Here is a 14,586-nt window from a genome sequence, read left to right as displayed (position 1 = left end):
TTATGAATGCTCGTATTTTCTTTTTTACCTTAGTTGCAGGGTTGTTTTTTCTAGGGGTATTTCAAACAGTACAACGTCATTTAGCATTTGACATTCCTTGGATGCCAGGTGAAACACGTTCTGTTTGGAACATAGATGCAAAGGTTGAGTTTGAAGCAACAGGAAAGCCTGTACTAGCTTCATTAACGACACCCAATAGCCAAGCAGGTTATACACAAATAAGTCAAAATGCAGCATCACCAGGTTATGGGTTATCTTTCTTATATGAAAATAATAACCCTCAGGCGCAATGGACTATTCGAGAAATAAACGGCCCACAGACTCTTTATTATAATATTCAATTATTAGTTGATGATGGAAGCACTGATCAAACCATTAATAAAATGCCTGAACTTCATGAAGTTGAATATGGCGCAGCGGGTGTTGCAGCCGACCTAGCAGCAGGTTCAGATATCATAAAAGATGCGTTGAAAACCAGTGCCGATGCATTTAGTTTTACACGCGAAGTATTGAAGCAACTTAATGCAGATGATCCTAATCAAAACGTTAGTTTAGTATTAGCAGGTAAAGCATCAAAAACTGATATTTTAATTACGTTGTTAAATGAAGCTAAAATTCCAACAAAAAGAATTGGTGCTCTCGTTTTAGAGGATGGACGTCGCCGCCAACACTTGCAACCATTAGTCGAAGTTTTTCAGGAAAAAGACGGCAAAATTGAATCTCATTTGTTCGATGCTTCCTCAGTAAAAGATGTTGATCGTAGTGATCTATTACTATGGGATCAAAGTGGTAAAGCTTTATTAGAATTAACCGGTGGTGTTAACTCAAAAGTAAGTTTCTCAATGATCCAACAGGATCAACCAGCATTAGCTGCTATCTTACAAAAAACCGATAATGAACACTTATTTAACTTCTCAATTCATAGCTTACCTGTTGAAGATCAATCACTATTTAAAGGTATCTTAATGATCCCGCTAGGCGTATTAATTGTCGTCATCATGCGTGTTTTGATAGGTTTAAAAACATCAGGTACTTTTATGCCAGTGTTAATCGCGATGGCCTTTATACAAACTAGCTTAATCACGGGTTTAGTTGGTTTCATTTTGTTAGTAGCAGTTGGACTATTTATCCGTTCTTACCTATCACACCTCAATTTACTCTTGGTATCCCGAATATCAACCGTGATCATTATGGTTATTTTATTGATCGCACTATTTGGTGTTCTGTCTTACAAATTAGGTTTAACCGAAGGGTTAAAAGTGACTTTCTTTCCGATGATCATCCTATCTTGGACGATTGAACGTATGTCTGTTTTATGGGAAGAAGAAGGGCCAAAAGAAGTCTTTACACAAGGTGGTGGTAGTTTAGTCGTTGCAGTATTCGCTTATTTTATTATGAGTAATGAATTGGCTCGACATCTAATGTTTAACTTTATTGGCTTACAGTTTGTGGTGATGTCATTTGTCTTGGTATTAGGTAGCTATACAGGCTATCGCTTGTTAGAGCTACGTCGTTTCAAACCTCTAGCGGACAAGGAATAAAGTATGTTTTTTTCTAGTCCTTTTAAGTTAAAAAAGAAAGGCATTATGGGGATGAACCAACGTAACAGCGGATATATTGGCCGTTATAATCCCCGTCGTTTATATCCTTTAGTAGATAATAAGCTAAAAACTAAAATCATTGCACGTGAAGCAAATGTGACCACACCTGCCCTACTTGGTGTTATTTCTATGCAAGCTGAAGTGGAAACCGTTGAACAGTTTATTATAGACACGCCAGGATTTGTTATTAAACCCGCAAAAGGCAGCGGTGGTAAAGGCATTTTAGTTATTACTAAAATCAAAAATGGGCGTTACTACAAACCTAATGGCAATGAAGAAACATTAGCAGATATAAAACGTCATGTTACTGATATTTTAGCAGGCTTATTTAGTCTTGGTGGTAGTGCCGACGTAGCGGTTGTAGAAGGTTTAATTCAATTTGATAGTGCCTTTGATGGATTCAGCTTTGAAGGTGTGCCTGATGTACGAGTGATCGTGTTTAAAGGCTTCCCTGTTATGGCGATGATGCGTTTATCAACAGCGGCTTCCGATGGTAAAGCCAATTTGCATCAAGGAGCTGTTGGTGTCGGTATTGATATAGCAACAGGCAAAGCCGTTAATGCTGTTCAATTCGATTTACCTATTGAACGTCACCCAGACACAGATAAAGAGTTAAAGCTGCTTAACGTGCCTAAATGGGAGCGTTTAATCTATCTAGCAGCAAGCTGTTATGAAATGTCAGGTATGGGTTATCTGGGAACGGATATGGTACTCGATCGTGATTTAGGTCCTATGCTGTTAGAACTCAATGCTCGCCCTGGATTAGCGATTCAAATTGCAAACGGGACAGGTATTCTGCCGCGTTTAAAACTCATTGAGAGTTTAACCAATGCCGATCAAATGACAGTGGAAGAACGGGTCGCTTTTTGTAAAAAACATTTTGCAGAAACACCGTTAGTTGAAGTCGATTCTTAACTTAGCCACAACTCATTATCTTATAGAGCCCATCTTGGTTTACCCAGATGGGCTTTTTTATAAATACTGATTATGTTGTTGTAATACCAATCACAATAAATAGCTTATCTATTTTATTTGTTAAAATAACTTATTTCTTCGTTGTAAATTCGTAAAGCGAATAACCAGTTATACCAATGGAATTAAATAAATGTTCAGAGATTGCGTAGGAAAAATTAACACTAATAAGGCGTGAGTTGTAGGAGATAGTTGTTCTCACTTCAAAACTCACAACGCAGTTAGGGGGGGTTAACCAGCAAAAATGATCACCTTATTAATTCTTTTGGTATTAGCTCAATTTTCGCCTTAAACTAAGTCATTTTTCCAGCGCAAAATTTAGATAACATATTTAATGTAATCGGTATAATTATTTAATGTAATTTTAATTGCTAAAAGACAAAAACCGAGCAAAGCTCGGTTTTTTAATTAAATATTGATTGCTATTTAATGCATTATTTAACGACAGTTAACGTAGGCTTTTTACCTGAACCTTTACCACTTTGTTTTACGTCTTTATTGTCTTCAATAGACTGTAAAGGCATATCAAATTTTTCGTAAGCAGGTTCATCAGGGAAAATAGTGCCAGCGCCATTCTCGCGTGCATATATGCCTTCGATAGCATATAAAGGAATATACACTTGCATAGGTTGACCAGAGAATCTTGCATTAAAGGATAATGCTTCATCATCTAAGGAAAAAGCAACCACTGAGTTAGGCGCTATATTTAATACGATCTTACCGTTTTCTATAAACTGCTGTGGTACATCAACATGTGGTTTTGTTGCATCAACAATTACATGAGGCGTGCATTCACTATCAACTATCCAGTTGTAGAAAGCGCGCATTAAATAAGGGCGTTGTACTAACATTTCCGACATTTTAAATACCTACCAATTTAAAGAATTAACCGCCAATGCGAATTTCACGTTCAGTTTCAGTCATTGATGCTTGGAACGATTCACGCTCAAACACTTTAACCATATAACTTTTTAATCCAGTTACATTGTCATAGCCTAGATCAATTTTCAATTCAGGTAAACGCCATAATAGCGGAGCCATGTAACAATCAACAATCGTAAACTCTTCAGACATAAAGTAAGAGAAGTGATCAAACACTGGTGCAACTTCAAGAATTTTAGCACGTAATTTAATACGAGCAGCTTCAGCTTTAGCGGCATCATCAGACATCACGATAGCAACTAATGGATACCATTCACTTTCAATACGTTGCATTAATAAACGGCTTTTAGCACGTTCAACTGGGTAGACAGGCATTAATGGCGGATGAGGGAAACGCTCATCTAAATATTCCATAATGATTCGAGAGTTATACAAAACTAATTCACGATCAACTAATGTAGGAACGTCACTATTTGGTGTTAATTCAGCTAACTCCTCAGATGGGTTCTCTTCGTCAACAGTCGTAATGTCGACATTAACGCCTTTTTCAGCCAACACGATACGTGTTTGGTGACTATATAAATCAGATGGTCCTGAGAACAACGTCATTACTGAACGTTTATTTGCAGCTACAGCCATGGAATACCCCTAGTAGTTAAAAATGTGTGCTTAAAAAACACAAACGGCAATGATGTCATAATGACACCATTGCCGAGAAGATAATAGAAAAAGTGTTAGTGCTTAGTGAATATCGCGCCAGTACTCTTTCTTCAATAAGTAACTCAGTATAAATAAGATTATTAAGAAACCGATTACCCAAAAACCTAAGCTTTGACGTTCAAGTTTATTCGGCTCTCCTGAATAGACTAGGAAGTTTACCAGATCTAGTACCGCTTCGTCATACTCATCGGATGACATCTCACCTGTACCACTACTTTCAAGTCCGACAACAGTAACATGTTCTACACCTTGATCATCGACATGAGTTTCAGTAATAGCCGTTGGTATACCTTGTAACTCTTCTAACACATGTGGCATACCCACATCTTTAAAGACAACATTATTCACACCAAATGGGCGAGTAGGATCTTTATAGAAAGAACGTAAGTAAGTGTAAATCCAATCAGGTCCACGTAAACGAGCTTCTAATGTCAAATCTAATGGAGGGTTGCCAAACCATTTAGCAGCATCTTTTTTCTCCATGCTGTTAATCATTAGCTCACCAATTTTACTATCTGTAAAAATCAGATTATCTTTCATTAACTGATCTGGAATACCTAAATCAGTTGCCACACGTTGGTAGCGTTGATGTGCTGTAGAATGACAAGCTGAACAATAGTTCATGAATAATTTTGCACCATTTTGTAATGACGCTTTATCCGACAAATCATAATTAGCTTTATCTAAATGAACTGCTGCACCACTGGCAAATGCCAAACTAGGTAAAAGTGCCACTAAGGCTATCAATAATTTTTTCATTAGTGTTTCAACCTCGTTGGTAGTGGCTTAGTTTTTTCATTTTTACTGTAAATAAACAGTGCAATAAAGAAGCCGAAATATCCGACAGATGCAATTTGAGCAATCAATGTATATAAAGGCGTTGCAACTAAAGTACCTAACACACCCAATACAATGAAACAGATAATGAATTGTGTAATATTTAGTTTATGTTTCCAACTACGGTAACGTATTGATTTTACTTTACAACGATCTAACCATGGCAATAAGAACAGAATTGCAATAGAACCACCAAAGAAGACAACACCAATTAGTTTGTCAGGAATCGCACGTAAAATTGCATAGTAAGGCGTGTAATACCAAACTGGAGCAATATGATCTGGTGTTTTCAAACCATTTGCAGCTTCAAAGTTAGGCGCTTCAAGTAAGTAACCACCACCTTCTGGAATGAAGAAAAGCACAGCACAAAAACAAATCAAAAAGAATGAGACACCCATGATATCTTTCACCGTAAAATACGGATGGAAAGGAATAGCATCAACAATATCTTTCTTACCACTGTATTGCTTATGGAAAGTAAATTTACCTTTTTCTTCTTCTGTTGCTGAACCTTTTTTACGTTTAATCTCAACGCCATCGGGATTATTAGAACCCACTTCGTGTAAAGCAACAATGTGTAAAAAGACCAATGCCACTAATGCTAATGGTAACGCCACAACATGTAATGCAAAGAAACGGTTAAGTGTTGCACCAGAGATAACATAATCACCACGTATCCATAGTGTTAAGTCATCACCAATAATTGGAATAGCACCAAATAGTGAGATAATTACTTGTGCTCCCCAGAAAGACATTTGTCCCCAAGGTAGTAAGTAACCCATGAATGCTTCAGCCATTAACACTAAGAAGATCAACATACCGAAGATCCAAATAAGCTCACGTGGTTTTTGGTATGAACCGTAAATTAATCCACGGAACATATGCAAGTAAACAACAACAAAAAATGCAGAAGCACCAGTGGAATGCATATAACGTAATAACCAACCATAAGGCACATCGCGCATGATGTACTCAACAGAAGCAAATGCACCTGCAGCAGATGGGTTATAATGCATAGTTAACCAGATACCTGTTAGAAGTTGGTTAACTAGCACTAACATTGCTAAAGAACCAAAAAAGTACCAAAAGTTAAAGTTAACGGGTGTCGGATATTGTGCAAGATGTTTATTCCACGTTTCCGTCATTGGGATACGAGTATCGATCCAATCGATGCCGCCCATCACTAATTTTTTAAGCATTAGGCATCTCCTTTGTCTACGCCAATTAGGATATTTGTCTCATCCACATAATGATGCGGAGGTATCACTAAGTTTAATGGTGCTGGTACATTTTGAAATACGCGCCCTGCCATATCAAATTTTGAACCGTGACATGGGCAGAAAAATCCAGATTCAACACCTTCAACTTGCTCACTAAAAGAATCTGGCAAATAAGTTGGTGAACAACCTAAATGAGTACAGATACCAACAGCAAGAAATAAATCAGGTTTTAAAGAACGGCCTGCATTAGTCGCATATTCAGGTTGTTGGGGTTCTTTAGACTCAGGATCACGTAATTTACTATCTAATGTAGCTAGTTCTTCAATTACTTTTTGTGTGCGCGATACGACCCATACAGGTTTACCTCGCCATTCGACACGAATTAGTTGTCCTGGTTGAATTTTGCTAATATCAACACTAACTGGCGCACCAGCAGCTTTAGCTTTTTCACTTGGACTCCAAGATTTCACAAAAGGAACTGCTACTGCGGCAGCTCCTACAGCACCAACAACTCCCGTTGTTAGCGTTAGAAACTTGCGACGACCAGAATTAACAGGCACATTGCTCATTTAACCATCTCCATTGTGAGCTACTAAAAAAGCAGTTCAAAAAATACAAAACTGGGGGGTTTACATCAATCCGTTGAAACATGAATTACGAATGTACATAAAAACTGGCTGAATTTTAAAGAAATCATCCCTCATTTACAAGCCATTACCATTACTTTTGACGGGGAAATACAAAAAAAGCACGGCTTAATTGACCATGCTCTCATTAGAATTGCTTTACGTCAAAAAGACTGATTAATATTGTAGGTTTAAACTGCTGAATCCATAATTGATGTTGATCCAGATTTTGCAATTTCAGCAAGATCTTTATCAATCCAATACAGTGCTTTACCATCTTCACCAACTAAAGAAATTTTATCTAAAATACCTTTAAACAGTTTCTCTTCTTCATGCTGTTCTGCTACATACCACTGTAAGAAATTGAACGTAGAATAATCATGTGTAGTAAATGCAACATGAGTTAATTCATTAATTTCTTTAGTAATTAAACATTCATGCTCATAAGTTGCTTGAAACACATCTTTCAATGATTCAAAGTCAACAGGAGGAGCATCAATTGAACCTAGGATAGGTAATGCACCGGTTTCGCTAACATAAGTGAACAAACGATTCATGTGTTCCATTTCTTCTGTTGCATGCGTACGCAACATAGTCGCAGCGCCTTCATAGCCTTTGTCTTCACACCAAGCACTCATTTGCAAATACAAATTTGAAGAGTAAAACTCTAAATTAATTTGTTCATTCAACTTTTCAACCATGGTCTCATTCAGCATGACCTTCTCCTATTATAATTAATTTATTAACCTTAAAGCCCGCTTCACTAAAAAACAAGTAAAAAAAAGCCCAGTAAAAACTGGGCTTTTTTGCAATTCGTAAAAACGAAATTAACGTTTAGAGAACTGTGGACGTTTACGTGCTTTATGTAAACCGACTTTCTTACGTTCAACTTTACGAGCATCACGTGTTACGAAGCCTGCACCACGTAATTCAGAACGTAGTGTCTCATCAAACTGCATTAATGCACGAGTGATACCTAAACGGATTGCACCAGATTGACCAGTTGTACCACCACCTTTAACAGTGATGTTTAGGTCGAATTTTTCAGCTGAATCTACTAACACTAATGGTTGACGAACAACCATACATGCAGTTTCACGACCGAAGTATTCATCTAAGTTACGTTTGTTGATAGTGATTTGACCACTACCTGCTTTCATAAACACACGAGCTGTAGAGCTTTTGCGACGACCTGTGCCGTAGTATTGATTTGCCATTGTTTTATATTCCTATTAGATGTCTAAAACTTGTGGTTGCTGTGCAGAATGTTGATGCTCAGTACCAGCATAAACTTTCAATTTACGGTACATTGCGCGACCTAAAGGTCCACGTGGTAACATACCATTTACAGCTTTTTCAATAACACGCTCAGGAGCACGTACGATCAAGTCTTCAAAGCTAATTGCTTTAATGCCACCGATGAAACCTGTGTGGTGGTAGTAAATTTTACCTTTAGCTTTGTTACCAGTTACAGTAACTTTCTCAGCATTGATAACGATGATGTAATCACCAGTATCTACGTGAGGTGTGTATTCAGCTTTGTGTTTACCACGTAAACGTAAAGCGATTTCAGTAGCTAAACGACCTAGTGTTTTGCCTTCAGCGTCAACTACGAACCAGTCGCGTTTTACTTCAGCTGGTTTTGCAACAAAAGTTTTCATTAAGTTATACCCAAATTAATGATTTAAAAAAAATATGACTACATAAATTGTAGCCAAAAATGTATTTTTCGCCTTTCCGTATCCCTTCGAATACGTCTAGCGTAAACAGATCCACCATAACTATCTGGGGAGGTGGATAACGTGGGCGGCCAGATTATATAGAAAACTGAGCCAGAGATCACCTGTTTATTGCAACTTTATGAACAAGTTTCTCACAGCCTGTAAATAGTTGTTAACAATCAGTGTAATTAAGTGTTCCACTCATGTTAATTAACAAAATAACAGAAGATGAAGATAACTATTATATATCGAGATGATGGGCTTTACTTAAGTAAGTTTTACTTTGCATTTCTAGCAAGCGAGAAACACAACGCTGAAACTCAAAAGCAAGACGAGTGCCTTTATACAATTCCAATACACTGACTTCAGCAGACATGATTAGAACAACATTTCGGTCGTAAAATTCATCAACCATTGCAATAAAGCGCCTACTTAAATCATTATGTTGTTCAGTCATTTGTGGAATATTAGACACTAATACAGTGCGGTATAGGATGGCTAATTCAATATAGTCATGTACGCTACGCGGCCCATCACACAATTCACTGAATTCTATACTAAGTGTGTCAGTACTCTTAGCAATAATATTGAGAGGACGATCATTAATAGTAATTGTTTGATCGTATTCTTTATCACCAGAGGAAAAAGTTTCAAAACTATTTTTAATCTGCAATGTTGCTTGTTGATTAAGAGGGTAATGGTAAATTTCAGCGTCAATTAAACGACCTAAACGATAATCTTTACCACCATCTAAGTTAAATATTTCACAATGTTGATTAATAAGATCAATCGCAGGTAAAAAACGTGCTCTTTGTAAACCATTTCGATAAAGGTGATCAGGATGGATATTAGACGTTGCAACTAATACAACTCCTTCAGCAAATAATGCTTCAAACATGCCTGCTAAAATCATTGCATCTGTTATGTCTTCAACAAAAAATTCATCGAAACAAATAATGTCAGTTTCACTGGCAAATTGTTTCGCTATTTCCTTTAACGGGTCGACTTGTCCTTGTAATAAGGTTAGTTGTTTATGTACCTGTAACATGAAGTGGTGAAAATGCAGACGTTTTTTACGTTTACCTTGGATGCTATGAAAGAATAGATCAACAAGGTAGGTTTTTCCTCGTCCAACCCCACCATAAAAATAAAGACCTTTTATGGTGCTTTTAGGTTTAGGTGCTGAATTAAACAAACGCTTAAATAGAGAACTTTTTGGCGGAGTTTCAGTCTGATTTATTAACAATTCATCATATAATCGTTGTAGCATAGTAATTGCTTGCAACTGTGCGTCGTCAGCAAAAAAGGTAGGTTTTAATAAATCTGCTTGATATAAAGAAAGTGGCGTCACATTAATGTCTTAATAAATCAGTAAATTAATCTTTTATATAACATATTTACAAGTATTTTATACAGAGACATTTAAAATGTTAAATAATTTTTGAGGCATATCTCGCGAAAAACAGCAGAAATAAATACTTTAAAAAAGTTTAGCTATTATTATACAGGGCTTACTTTTATGAAGAGTAACAAATTAATACAACGAATAAATTCTGTAATAATGCATAAGGAGTTAAAATGAGTGGTTTTATACAAGCCCTACTGCTTTCAATTCTAATATTGACCAGTGTTAATGTTAGCGCAGTGTTACCAACTGCAATTGATGGAAATAATTTACCTAGCCTTGCTCCCCTTATAAAAAAGGTCAGTCCAGCAGTTGTAGATATTTCAGTTTCAGGAGGTAATAAAATATCATCTCAAAACCCAAAGAATTTATTAGATTTCTTAACGCCTAACTCTTCAGTACAAACTAAATCTCAACCTTTTTCAGGATTAGGTTCAGGTGTGATAATTGATGCCGATAAAGGTTACATCATTACTAATTACCATGTAATTGAACATGCAGATAAGATAATTATCAGCCTTATCTCTGGTCGTCAATATGAAGCGACAGTAGTTGGACAAGATCCGCAAAGTGATGTTGCATTACTGCAAATAAAAAGTAAATATCCTTTAGTCGAAATCACATTCGCAGATTCAGACAAATTACAGGTTGGCGACTTTACCATTGCGATAGGCAACCCATTTGGTTTAGGACAAACAGTGACTTCGGGTATTGTCAGCGCACTCGGTCGTAGTGGACTTAACTTACAAAACTTAGAAAATTATATCCAAACCGATGCTGCTATTAACAGCGGAAACTCAGGTGGTGCATTATTAAACTTAAAAGGCGAGCTGATCGGCATTAACACCGCTATTTTAGGTCCTAATGGTGGAAATATTGGAATTGCCTTTGCCATTCCAGCCAATATGGTAAAAAACTTATCACAACAATTATTAGAATTTGGAGAAATTCGCCGTGGAATATTAGGTATAAAAGGTGGAGAAGTAACACCTGAGTTAGCAAAAAGTTTTGAGTTAGAGATCAATCATGGCGCATTCATCTATCAAGTAACACCAAATTCAGCCGCGGATAAAGCAGGGCTAAAAGCGGGTGATGTGATCACTTCCGTTAACGGTACCAATATAAGATCGTTTGCTGCGTTGCGCGCTAAAATAGGTACGTTAAGCGCAGGGAAAAAAGTCACCTTAGATGTTATGCAAGACGATCAAGAAAAAACAATTATCGTGACTTTAGGTGGTAAAGGCTCAACATTATCAACAGTAACTCCCTCCCCTACTATCATATTTGAAGGTGCGATATTAAAAGACGCAGAAAAAGGACAGCTTATTCCTGGAGTCAATGTAGCTCGAGTCGAAATAAATTCGGAAGCAGATCGTTTAGGAATCATTAAAGGAGACGTCATTATTGCAGTAAACCGTACTAAAGTTACAAATCAGCAACAACTTATGACTGAACTTAAGAAAGCTAAAAACATGAGAGCCTTAAATATCATGCGTAATAACCGCCCCATTTACATAATACTCGACTGAGATCACATAAAAATGTAATAAATTTACACAAATATGCGTTTAATAAGCCTTTATTGATTATAAATAATTTTTTATTCGATAATTTCTTGTAAAATGCACGCCATAAATTATAAAAATGAAAGTTACAATAAAATTTGTAAGTAAAAGTAAGTAAAAAAGCACAATCACTCTTGGAGAAAAGACGGTGAGAAAAACTAAAATAGTATGTACGATAGGCCCAAAATCAGAATCTAAAGAAATGTTAACAAAACTAGTTGAGAACGGCATGAATGTAATGCGTCTTAACTTTTCACATGGTGACTTCGTTGAACATGGAACTCGTATCACGCGTATCCGCGAAGTATGTGAAGAAACAGGCAAAAATGTTGCGGTACTACTAGATACTAAAGGCCCAGAAATCCGTACTGTTAAATTAGAGAACGGTAACGATGTATTATTAACTGCAGGTCAAGAGTTCACACTTTCTACTGACCAAACAATCGTTGGTGATAACACTATCGTAGCAGTAACTTACGAAAACCTAACAAAAGATCTAGTGATTGGTAACACTGTATTATTAGACGATGGTCTAATCGAAATGACAGTTAAAAGCATCACAGATACAAACGTTGTTTGTACTGTAATGAACACGGGTGAGTTAGGTGAAAACAAAGGCGTTAACCTACCAGGTGTTAAAGTTCAACTACCTGCTTTATCTAAGAAAGATAAAGGTGATTTAATCTTTGGTTGTGAACAAGATGTCGACTTCATTGCAGCATCATTTATTCGTAAGAAAGAAGACGTATTAGAAATTCGTGAGCTATTAAAAGCAAACGGCGGTGAAAAGATTCAAATTATCTCTAAAATTGAAAACCAAGAAGGTGTTGATAACTTTGATGAAATCCTAGCGGTTTCTGACGCTATCATGGTTGCTCGTGGTGATTTAGGTGTTGAAATTCCTGTTGAAGAAGTAATCTTTGCACAGAAAATGATGATCGAAAAAGCGAATAAAGCTCGTAAGCCTGTTATTACAGCAACACAAATGCTTGATTCTATGATCAAAAATCCTCGTCCAACTCGTGCTGAAGCTGGCGATGTTGCAAATGCAATCATCGATGGTACTGATGCAGTAATGCTTTCAGGTGAATCTGCTAAAGGCAAATACCCTGCAGAAGCAGTTGAAATTATGGCTTCTATCTGTGCACGTACAGACAGTGTTTTACACTCAGTAACGGATGAGAAAGAGACTGATCTTCGTATTACAGAAGCAGTATGTAGCGGTGCAGTAAAAAATGCAGAGCAATTAGGTGCTAAATTAATTATCGTTGCAACTGGTGCAGGTAAATCTGCTCGTTCACTTCGTAAATACTTCCCATCAATGCCTATCTTAGCATTAACTAGTAACCCTAAAACACGCCAACAATTAGCGTTAACTAAAGGTGTTTCAGCTAAAGTTGTTGAGCAACAAGCTTCAATGGAAGATTTCTACAAACTAGGTATGGATGTAGCAAAAGAACAAGGCTTAGTAGTTGTAGGCGATAAAGTAGTAATGGTAACAGGTGCATTAGTTGACTCAGGTACAACTAATACTTCTTCTGTACACGTTATTTCTTAATATCTTCACCAATTACAACTGACAATAATTTTATAATTTATTGTTTTTAGCATTACAAAACATCGCTTTAGGGCGATGTTTTTTTTTGCGCGATGTTGGTAAAATAAAAAGTAATTTTCCGTCAGCGATTAGTTTTCTATATACTGAACTTCAATTTTTTTGTATCCATTACGTATAAATAAAAATATATGAAGCTGAAACTCTATTCAAATTATTTAATTAAACCTATTCTGTGTGGATTATTCCTTGCTGGAATAATTATTTATAGTCCACTTATATTTAAAAGTTTAAGTAATAAAACCAGCTATCAACCAGAGGTTATTAGCTACTCTGAAGCCGTTAAAAAATCAGCACCTTCCGTTGTAAATATTTACTCTCAGCAATATATTGATTCTAGTGTAGGGAATAAACAACAACTACAACCTACAGGCTTAGGTTCAGGTATTATTCTTGATGCGAAAGGCTACATTCTAACAAACTACCATGTTATCTCTAAAGCAGATCAAATTCTGATTGCTTTACAAGATGGACGCTTATTTACTGCAACGATTATCGGCAGTGACATCATTACTGACCTAGCCGTGTTACAAATTGATGGTGAAGATCTCCCTGTTATGCCACAAAACCCTGATTACTCTCCTGAAATAGGTGATCTAGTATTAGCGATAGGAAACCCTTATAACCTTGGTCAAACAATTACTCAAGGAGTGATCAGCGCATTGGGGAGAAGCGGCATGAGTAGCACTGGTCGTCAAGATTTTATCCAGACAGACGCTGCCATTAATGAAGGTAACTCAGGTGGTGCATTGATTAATAGTCGTGGCGAGTTAGTTGGTATTAACACCTCAGAGTTCTACACAGGCACCAGTAACGTTACTTATGGTATCAGTTTTGCTATTCCTTATCGTTTAGTGACCCATGTAATGAAAAGTATTATAAAAGATGGACGCGTTATTCGTGGCTCATTAGGTATTGAAGCTGAAAACTTAGATCCTTTAGTTGCTCGTTTATGGGGATTAGAAGCTAAAAATAGTATTATAGTTAAAAAAATAACCGAAGGTGGCCCAGCTCAAAAATCAGGTATGCAGAAAAATGATATTATTTTAAAAATAGGTGATGAAGATGCTATCAACCTAATTGTAACAATGGATAAAATAGCTAAAATCAAACCCGGAAACAATACAAAAATCACTATACTAAGGCAAGGTAAAGAACAAATACTTGATGTAGAAATAGGTGAATTACAACAATAGTGAGCTATTAGTATGATGGTGCTGCGATAAAAAACACATATCAAAAGAGACTTTTAATAATTAATAACTAAAATAATTAAGTGACTTAAAAATAGTAAAATTACTTTAATTTTACGGTATCTTTCAGCCTTATTTCCATCCTCCTAATTCCATAAAGATTAGGTTTATAGCTCTTAAACTTTTTAATATCAATCACACCGAGATTCATAAACTTCAGATACAAAAA

Annotated in this window: 14 protein-coding genes; 5 read left to right on the top strand and 9 right to left on the bottom strand. The window is 36.4% G+C overall.

All coding sequences use genetic code 11. From position 1 onward, the window contains the following. The first annotated feature begins 2 nt into the window (after positions 1–2). Positions 3–1,541, top strand: a complete 1,539-nt coding sequence (locus tag GQR59_RS02385) for an inactive transglutaminase family protein (protein WP_160060547.1) — start codon at positions 3–5, stop codon at positions 1,539–1,541. Positions 1,542–1,544: 3 nt separating this feature from the next. Beyond that, on the top strand, positions 1,545–2,516 hold the full coding sequence (locus tag GQR59_RS02380) for an alpha-L-glutamate ligase-like protein (protein ID WP_160060546.1): 972 nt from the start codon (positions 1,545–1,547) through the stop codon (positions 2,514–2,516). A gap of 491 nt (positions 2,517–3,007) precedes the next feature. On the opposite strand, the gene GQR59_RS02375 is transcribed toward GQR59_RS02380, so the two are convergent. The 9 genes from GQR59_RS02375 to zapE all read right to left on the bottom strand — a co-directional run bounded on the left by GQR59_RS02375 (position 3,008) and on the right by zapE (position 9,930). After that, the gene (locus tag GQR59_RS02375; protein ID WP_201288056.1) at positions 3,008–3,424 is read right to left on the bottom strand and encodes a ClpXP protease specificity-enhancing factor; all 417 of its coding nucleotides are present in this window, start codon (positions 3,422–3,424) and stop codon (positions 3,008–3,010) included. Positions 3,425–3,458: 34 nt separating this feature from the next. Further along, positions 3,459–4,094 (bottom strand): stringent starvation protein SspA, encoded by a 636-nt coding sequence (gene sspA, locus GQR59_RS02370; protein ID WP_160060544.1) that lies wholly within the window; start codon positions 4,092–4,094, stop codon positions 3,459–3,461. 102 nt (positions 4,095–4,196) lie between these two features. Next, on the bottom strand, positions 4,197–4,934 hold the full coding sequence (locus GQR59_RS02365) for a cytochrome c1 (protein WP_160060543.1): 738 nt from the start codon (positions 4,932–4,934) through the stop codon (positions 4,197–4,199). Beyond that, entirely contained in the window at positions 4,934–6,211 is a 1,278-nt protein-coding gene (locus GQR59_RS02360; RefSeq protein WP_201288002.1) for a cytochrome b, read from the bottom strand. Before GQR59_RS02360 ends, GQR59_RS02365 begins: the two co-directional genes overlap by 1 nt. Continuing rightward, positions 6,211–6,801: a ubiquinol-cytochrome c reductase iron-sulfur subunit gene (petA, locus tag GQR59_RS02355; RefSeq protein ID WP_160060542.1), complete on the bottom strand. Its 591-nt coding sequence runs from the start codon at positions 6,799–6,801 to the stop codon at positions 6,211–6,213. The genes GQR59_RS02360 and petA overlap by 1 nt, the downstream gene beginning before the upstream one ends. A 248-nt stretch (positions 6,802–7,049) precedes the next feature. Next, positions 7,050–7,574: a non-heme ferritin gene (gene ftnA, locus GQR59_RS02350; RefSeq protein WP_160060541.1), complete on the bottom strand. Its 525-nt coding sequence runs from the start codon at positions 7,572–7,574 to the stop codon at positions 7,050–7,052. A gap of 111 nt (positions 7,575–7,685) precedes the next feature. Then, positions 7,686–8,075, bottom strand: coding sequence for a 30S ribosomal protein S9 (gene rpsI, locus GQR59_RS02345; RefSeq protein ID WP_025565144.1), 390 nt, complete (start codon positions 8,073–8,075; stop codon positions 7,686–7,688). A 15-nt stretch (positions 8,076–8,090) separates the two neighbouring features. Continuing rightward, complete coding sequence (rplM, locus tag GQR59_RS02340; protein WP_025565146.1) at positions 8,091–8,519, bottom strand: 50S ribosomal protein L13; 429 nt, start codon at positions 8,517–8,519, stop codon at positions 8,091–8,093. 301 nt (positions 8,520–8,820) lie between these two features. Next, on the bottom strand, positions 8,821–9,930 hold the full coding sequence (zapE, locus tag GQR59_RS02335; protein WP_160060540.1) for a cell division protein ZapE: 1,110 nt from the start codon (positions 9,928–9,930) through the stop codon (positions 8,821–8,823). A 227-nt stretch (positions 9,931–10,157) separates the two neighbouring features. Here zapE and GQR59_RS02330 point away from each other — a divergent pair, with 227 nt between their 5' ends. The 3 genes from GQR59_RS02330 (at position 10,158) to degS (ending at position 14,360) form a co-directional block, all read left to right on the top strand. Next, a complete protein-coding gene (locus GQR59_RS02330) occupies positions 10,158–11,513 on the top strand; it encodes a Do family serine endopeptidase (RefSeq protein WP_160060539.1) in 1,356 nt (451 codons plus the stop codon). Between the two features lie 184 nt (positions 11,514–11,697). Further along, complete coding sequence (pykF, locus tag GQR59_RS02325; protein ID WP_160060538.1) at positions 11,698–13,107, top strand: pyruvate kinase PykF; 1,410 nt, start codon at positions 11,698–11,700, stop codon at positions 13,105–13,107. A 188-nt stretch (positions 13,108–13,295) separates the two neighbouring features. Next, positions 13,296–14,360 (top strand): outer membrane-stress sensor serine endopeptidase DegS, encoded by a 1,065-nt coding sequence (degS, locus tag GQR59_RS02320; protein ID WP_160060537.1) that lies wholly within the window; start codon positions 13,296–13,298, stop codon positions 14,358–14,360. Positions 14,361–14,586 lie beyond the last annotated feature (226 nt).

It is taken from the genome of Psychromonas sp. L1A2, assembly GCF_009828855.1.
Classification (GTDB): Bacteria; Pseudomonadota; Gammaproteobacteria; order Enterobacterales; family Psychromonadaceae; genus Psychromonas.
This window is presented reverse-complemented; position numbering and strand designations above follow the sequence as displayed.

What these genes read in the sequence shown, in the direction of transcription:
- GQR59_RS02385 (WP_160060547.1), top strand. Translation starts at nt 3, where the DNA reads ATGAATGCTCGTATTTTCTTTTTTACCTTAGTTGCAGGGTTGTTTTTT.
- GQR59_RS02380 (WP_160060546.1), top strand. Translation starts at nt 1,545, where the DNA reads ATGTTTTTTTCTAGTCCTTTTAAGTTAAAAAAGAAAGGCATTATGGGG.
- GQR59_RS02375 (WP_201288056.1), bottom strand. Translation starts at nt 3,424, where the DNA reads ATGTTAGTACAACGCCCTTATTTAATGCGCGCTTTCTACAACTGGATA.
- sspA (WP_160060544.1), bottom strand. Translation starts at nt 4,094, where the DNA reads ATGGCTGTAGCTGCAAATAAACGTTCAGTAATGACGTTGTTCTCAGGA.
- GQR59_RS02365 (WP_160060543.1), bottom strand. Translation starts at nt 4,934, where the DNA reads ATGAAAAAATTATTGATAGCCTTAGTGGCACTTTTACCTAGTTTGGCA.
- GQR59_RS02360 (WP_201288002.1), bottom strand. Translation starts at nt 6,211, where the DNA reads ATGCTTAAAAAATTAGTGATGGGCGGCATCGATTGGATCGATACTCGT.
- petA (WP_160060542.1), bottom strand. Translation starts at nt 6,801, where the DNA reads ATGAGCAATGTGCCTGTTAATTCTGGTCGTCGCAAGTTTCTAACGCTA.
- ftnA (WP_160060541.1), bottom strand. Translation starts at nt 7,574, where the DNA reads ATGCTGAATGAGACCATGGTTGAAAAGTTGAATGAACAAATTAATTTA.
- rpsI (WP_025565144.1), bottom strand. Translation starts at nt 8,075, where the DNA reads ATGGCAAATCAATACTACGGCACAGGTCGTCGCAAAAGCTCTACAGCT.
- rplM (WP_025565146.1), bottom strand. Translation starts at nt 8,519, where the DNA reads ATGAAAACTTTTGTTGCAAAACCAGCTGAAGTAAAACGCGACTGGTTC.
- GQR59_RS02330 (WP_160060539.1), top strand. Translation starts at nt 10,158, where the DNA reads ATGAGTGGTTTTATACAAGCCCTACTGCTTTCAATTCTAATATTGACC.
- degS (WP_160060537.1), top strand. Translation starts at nt 13,296, where the DNA reads ATGAAGCTGAAACTCTATTCAAATTATTTAATTAAACCTATTCTGTGT.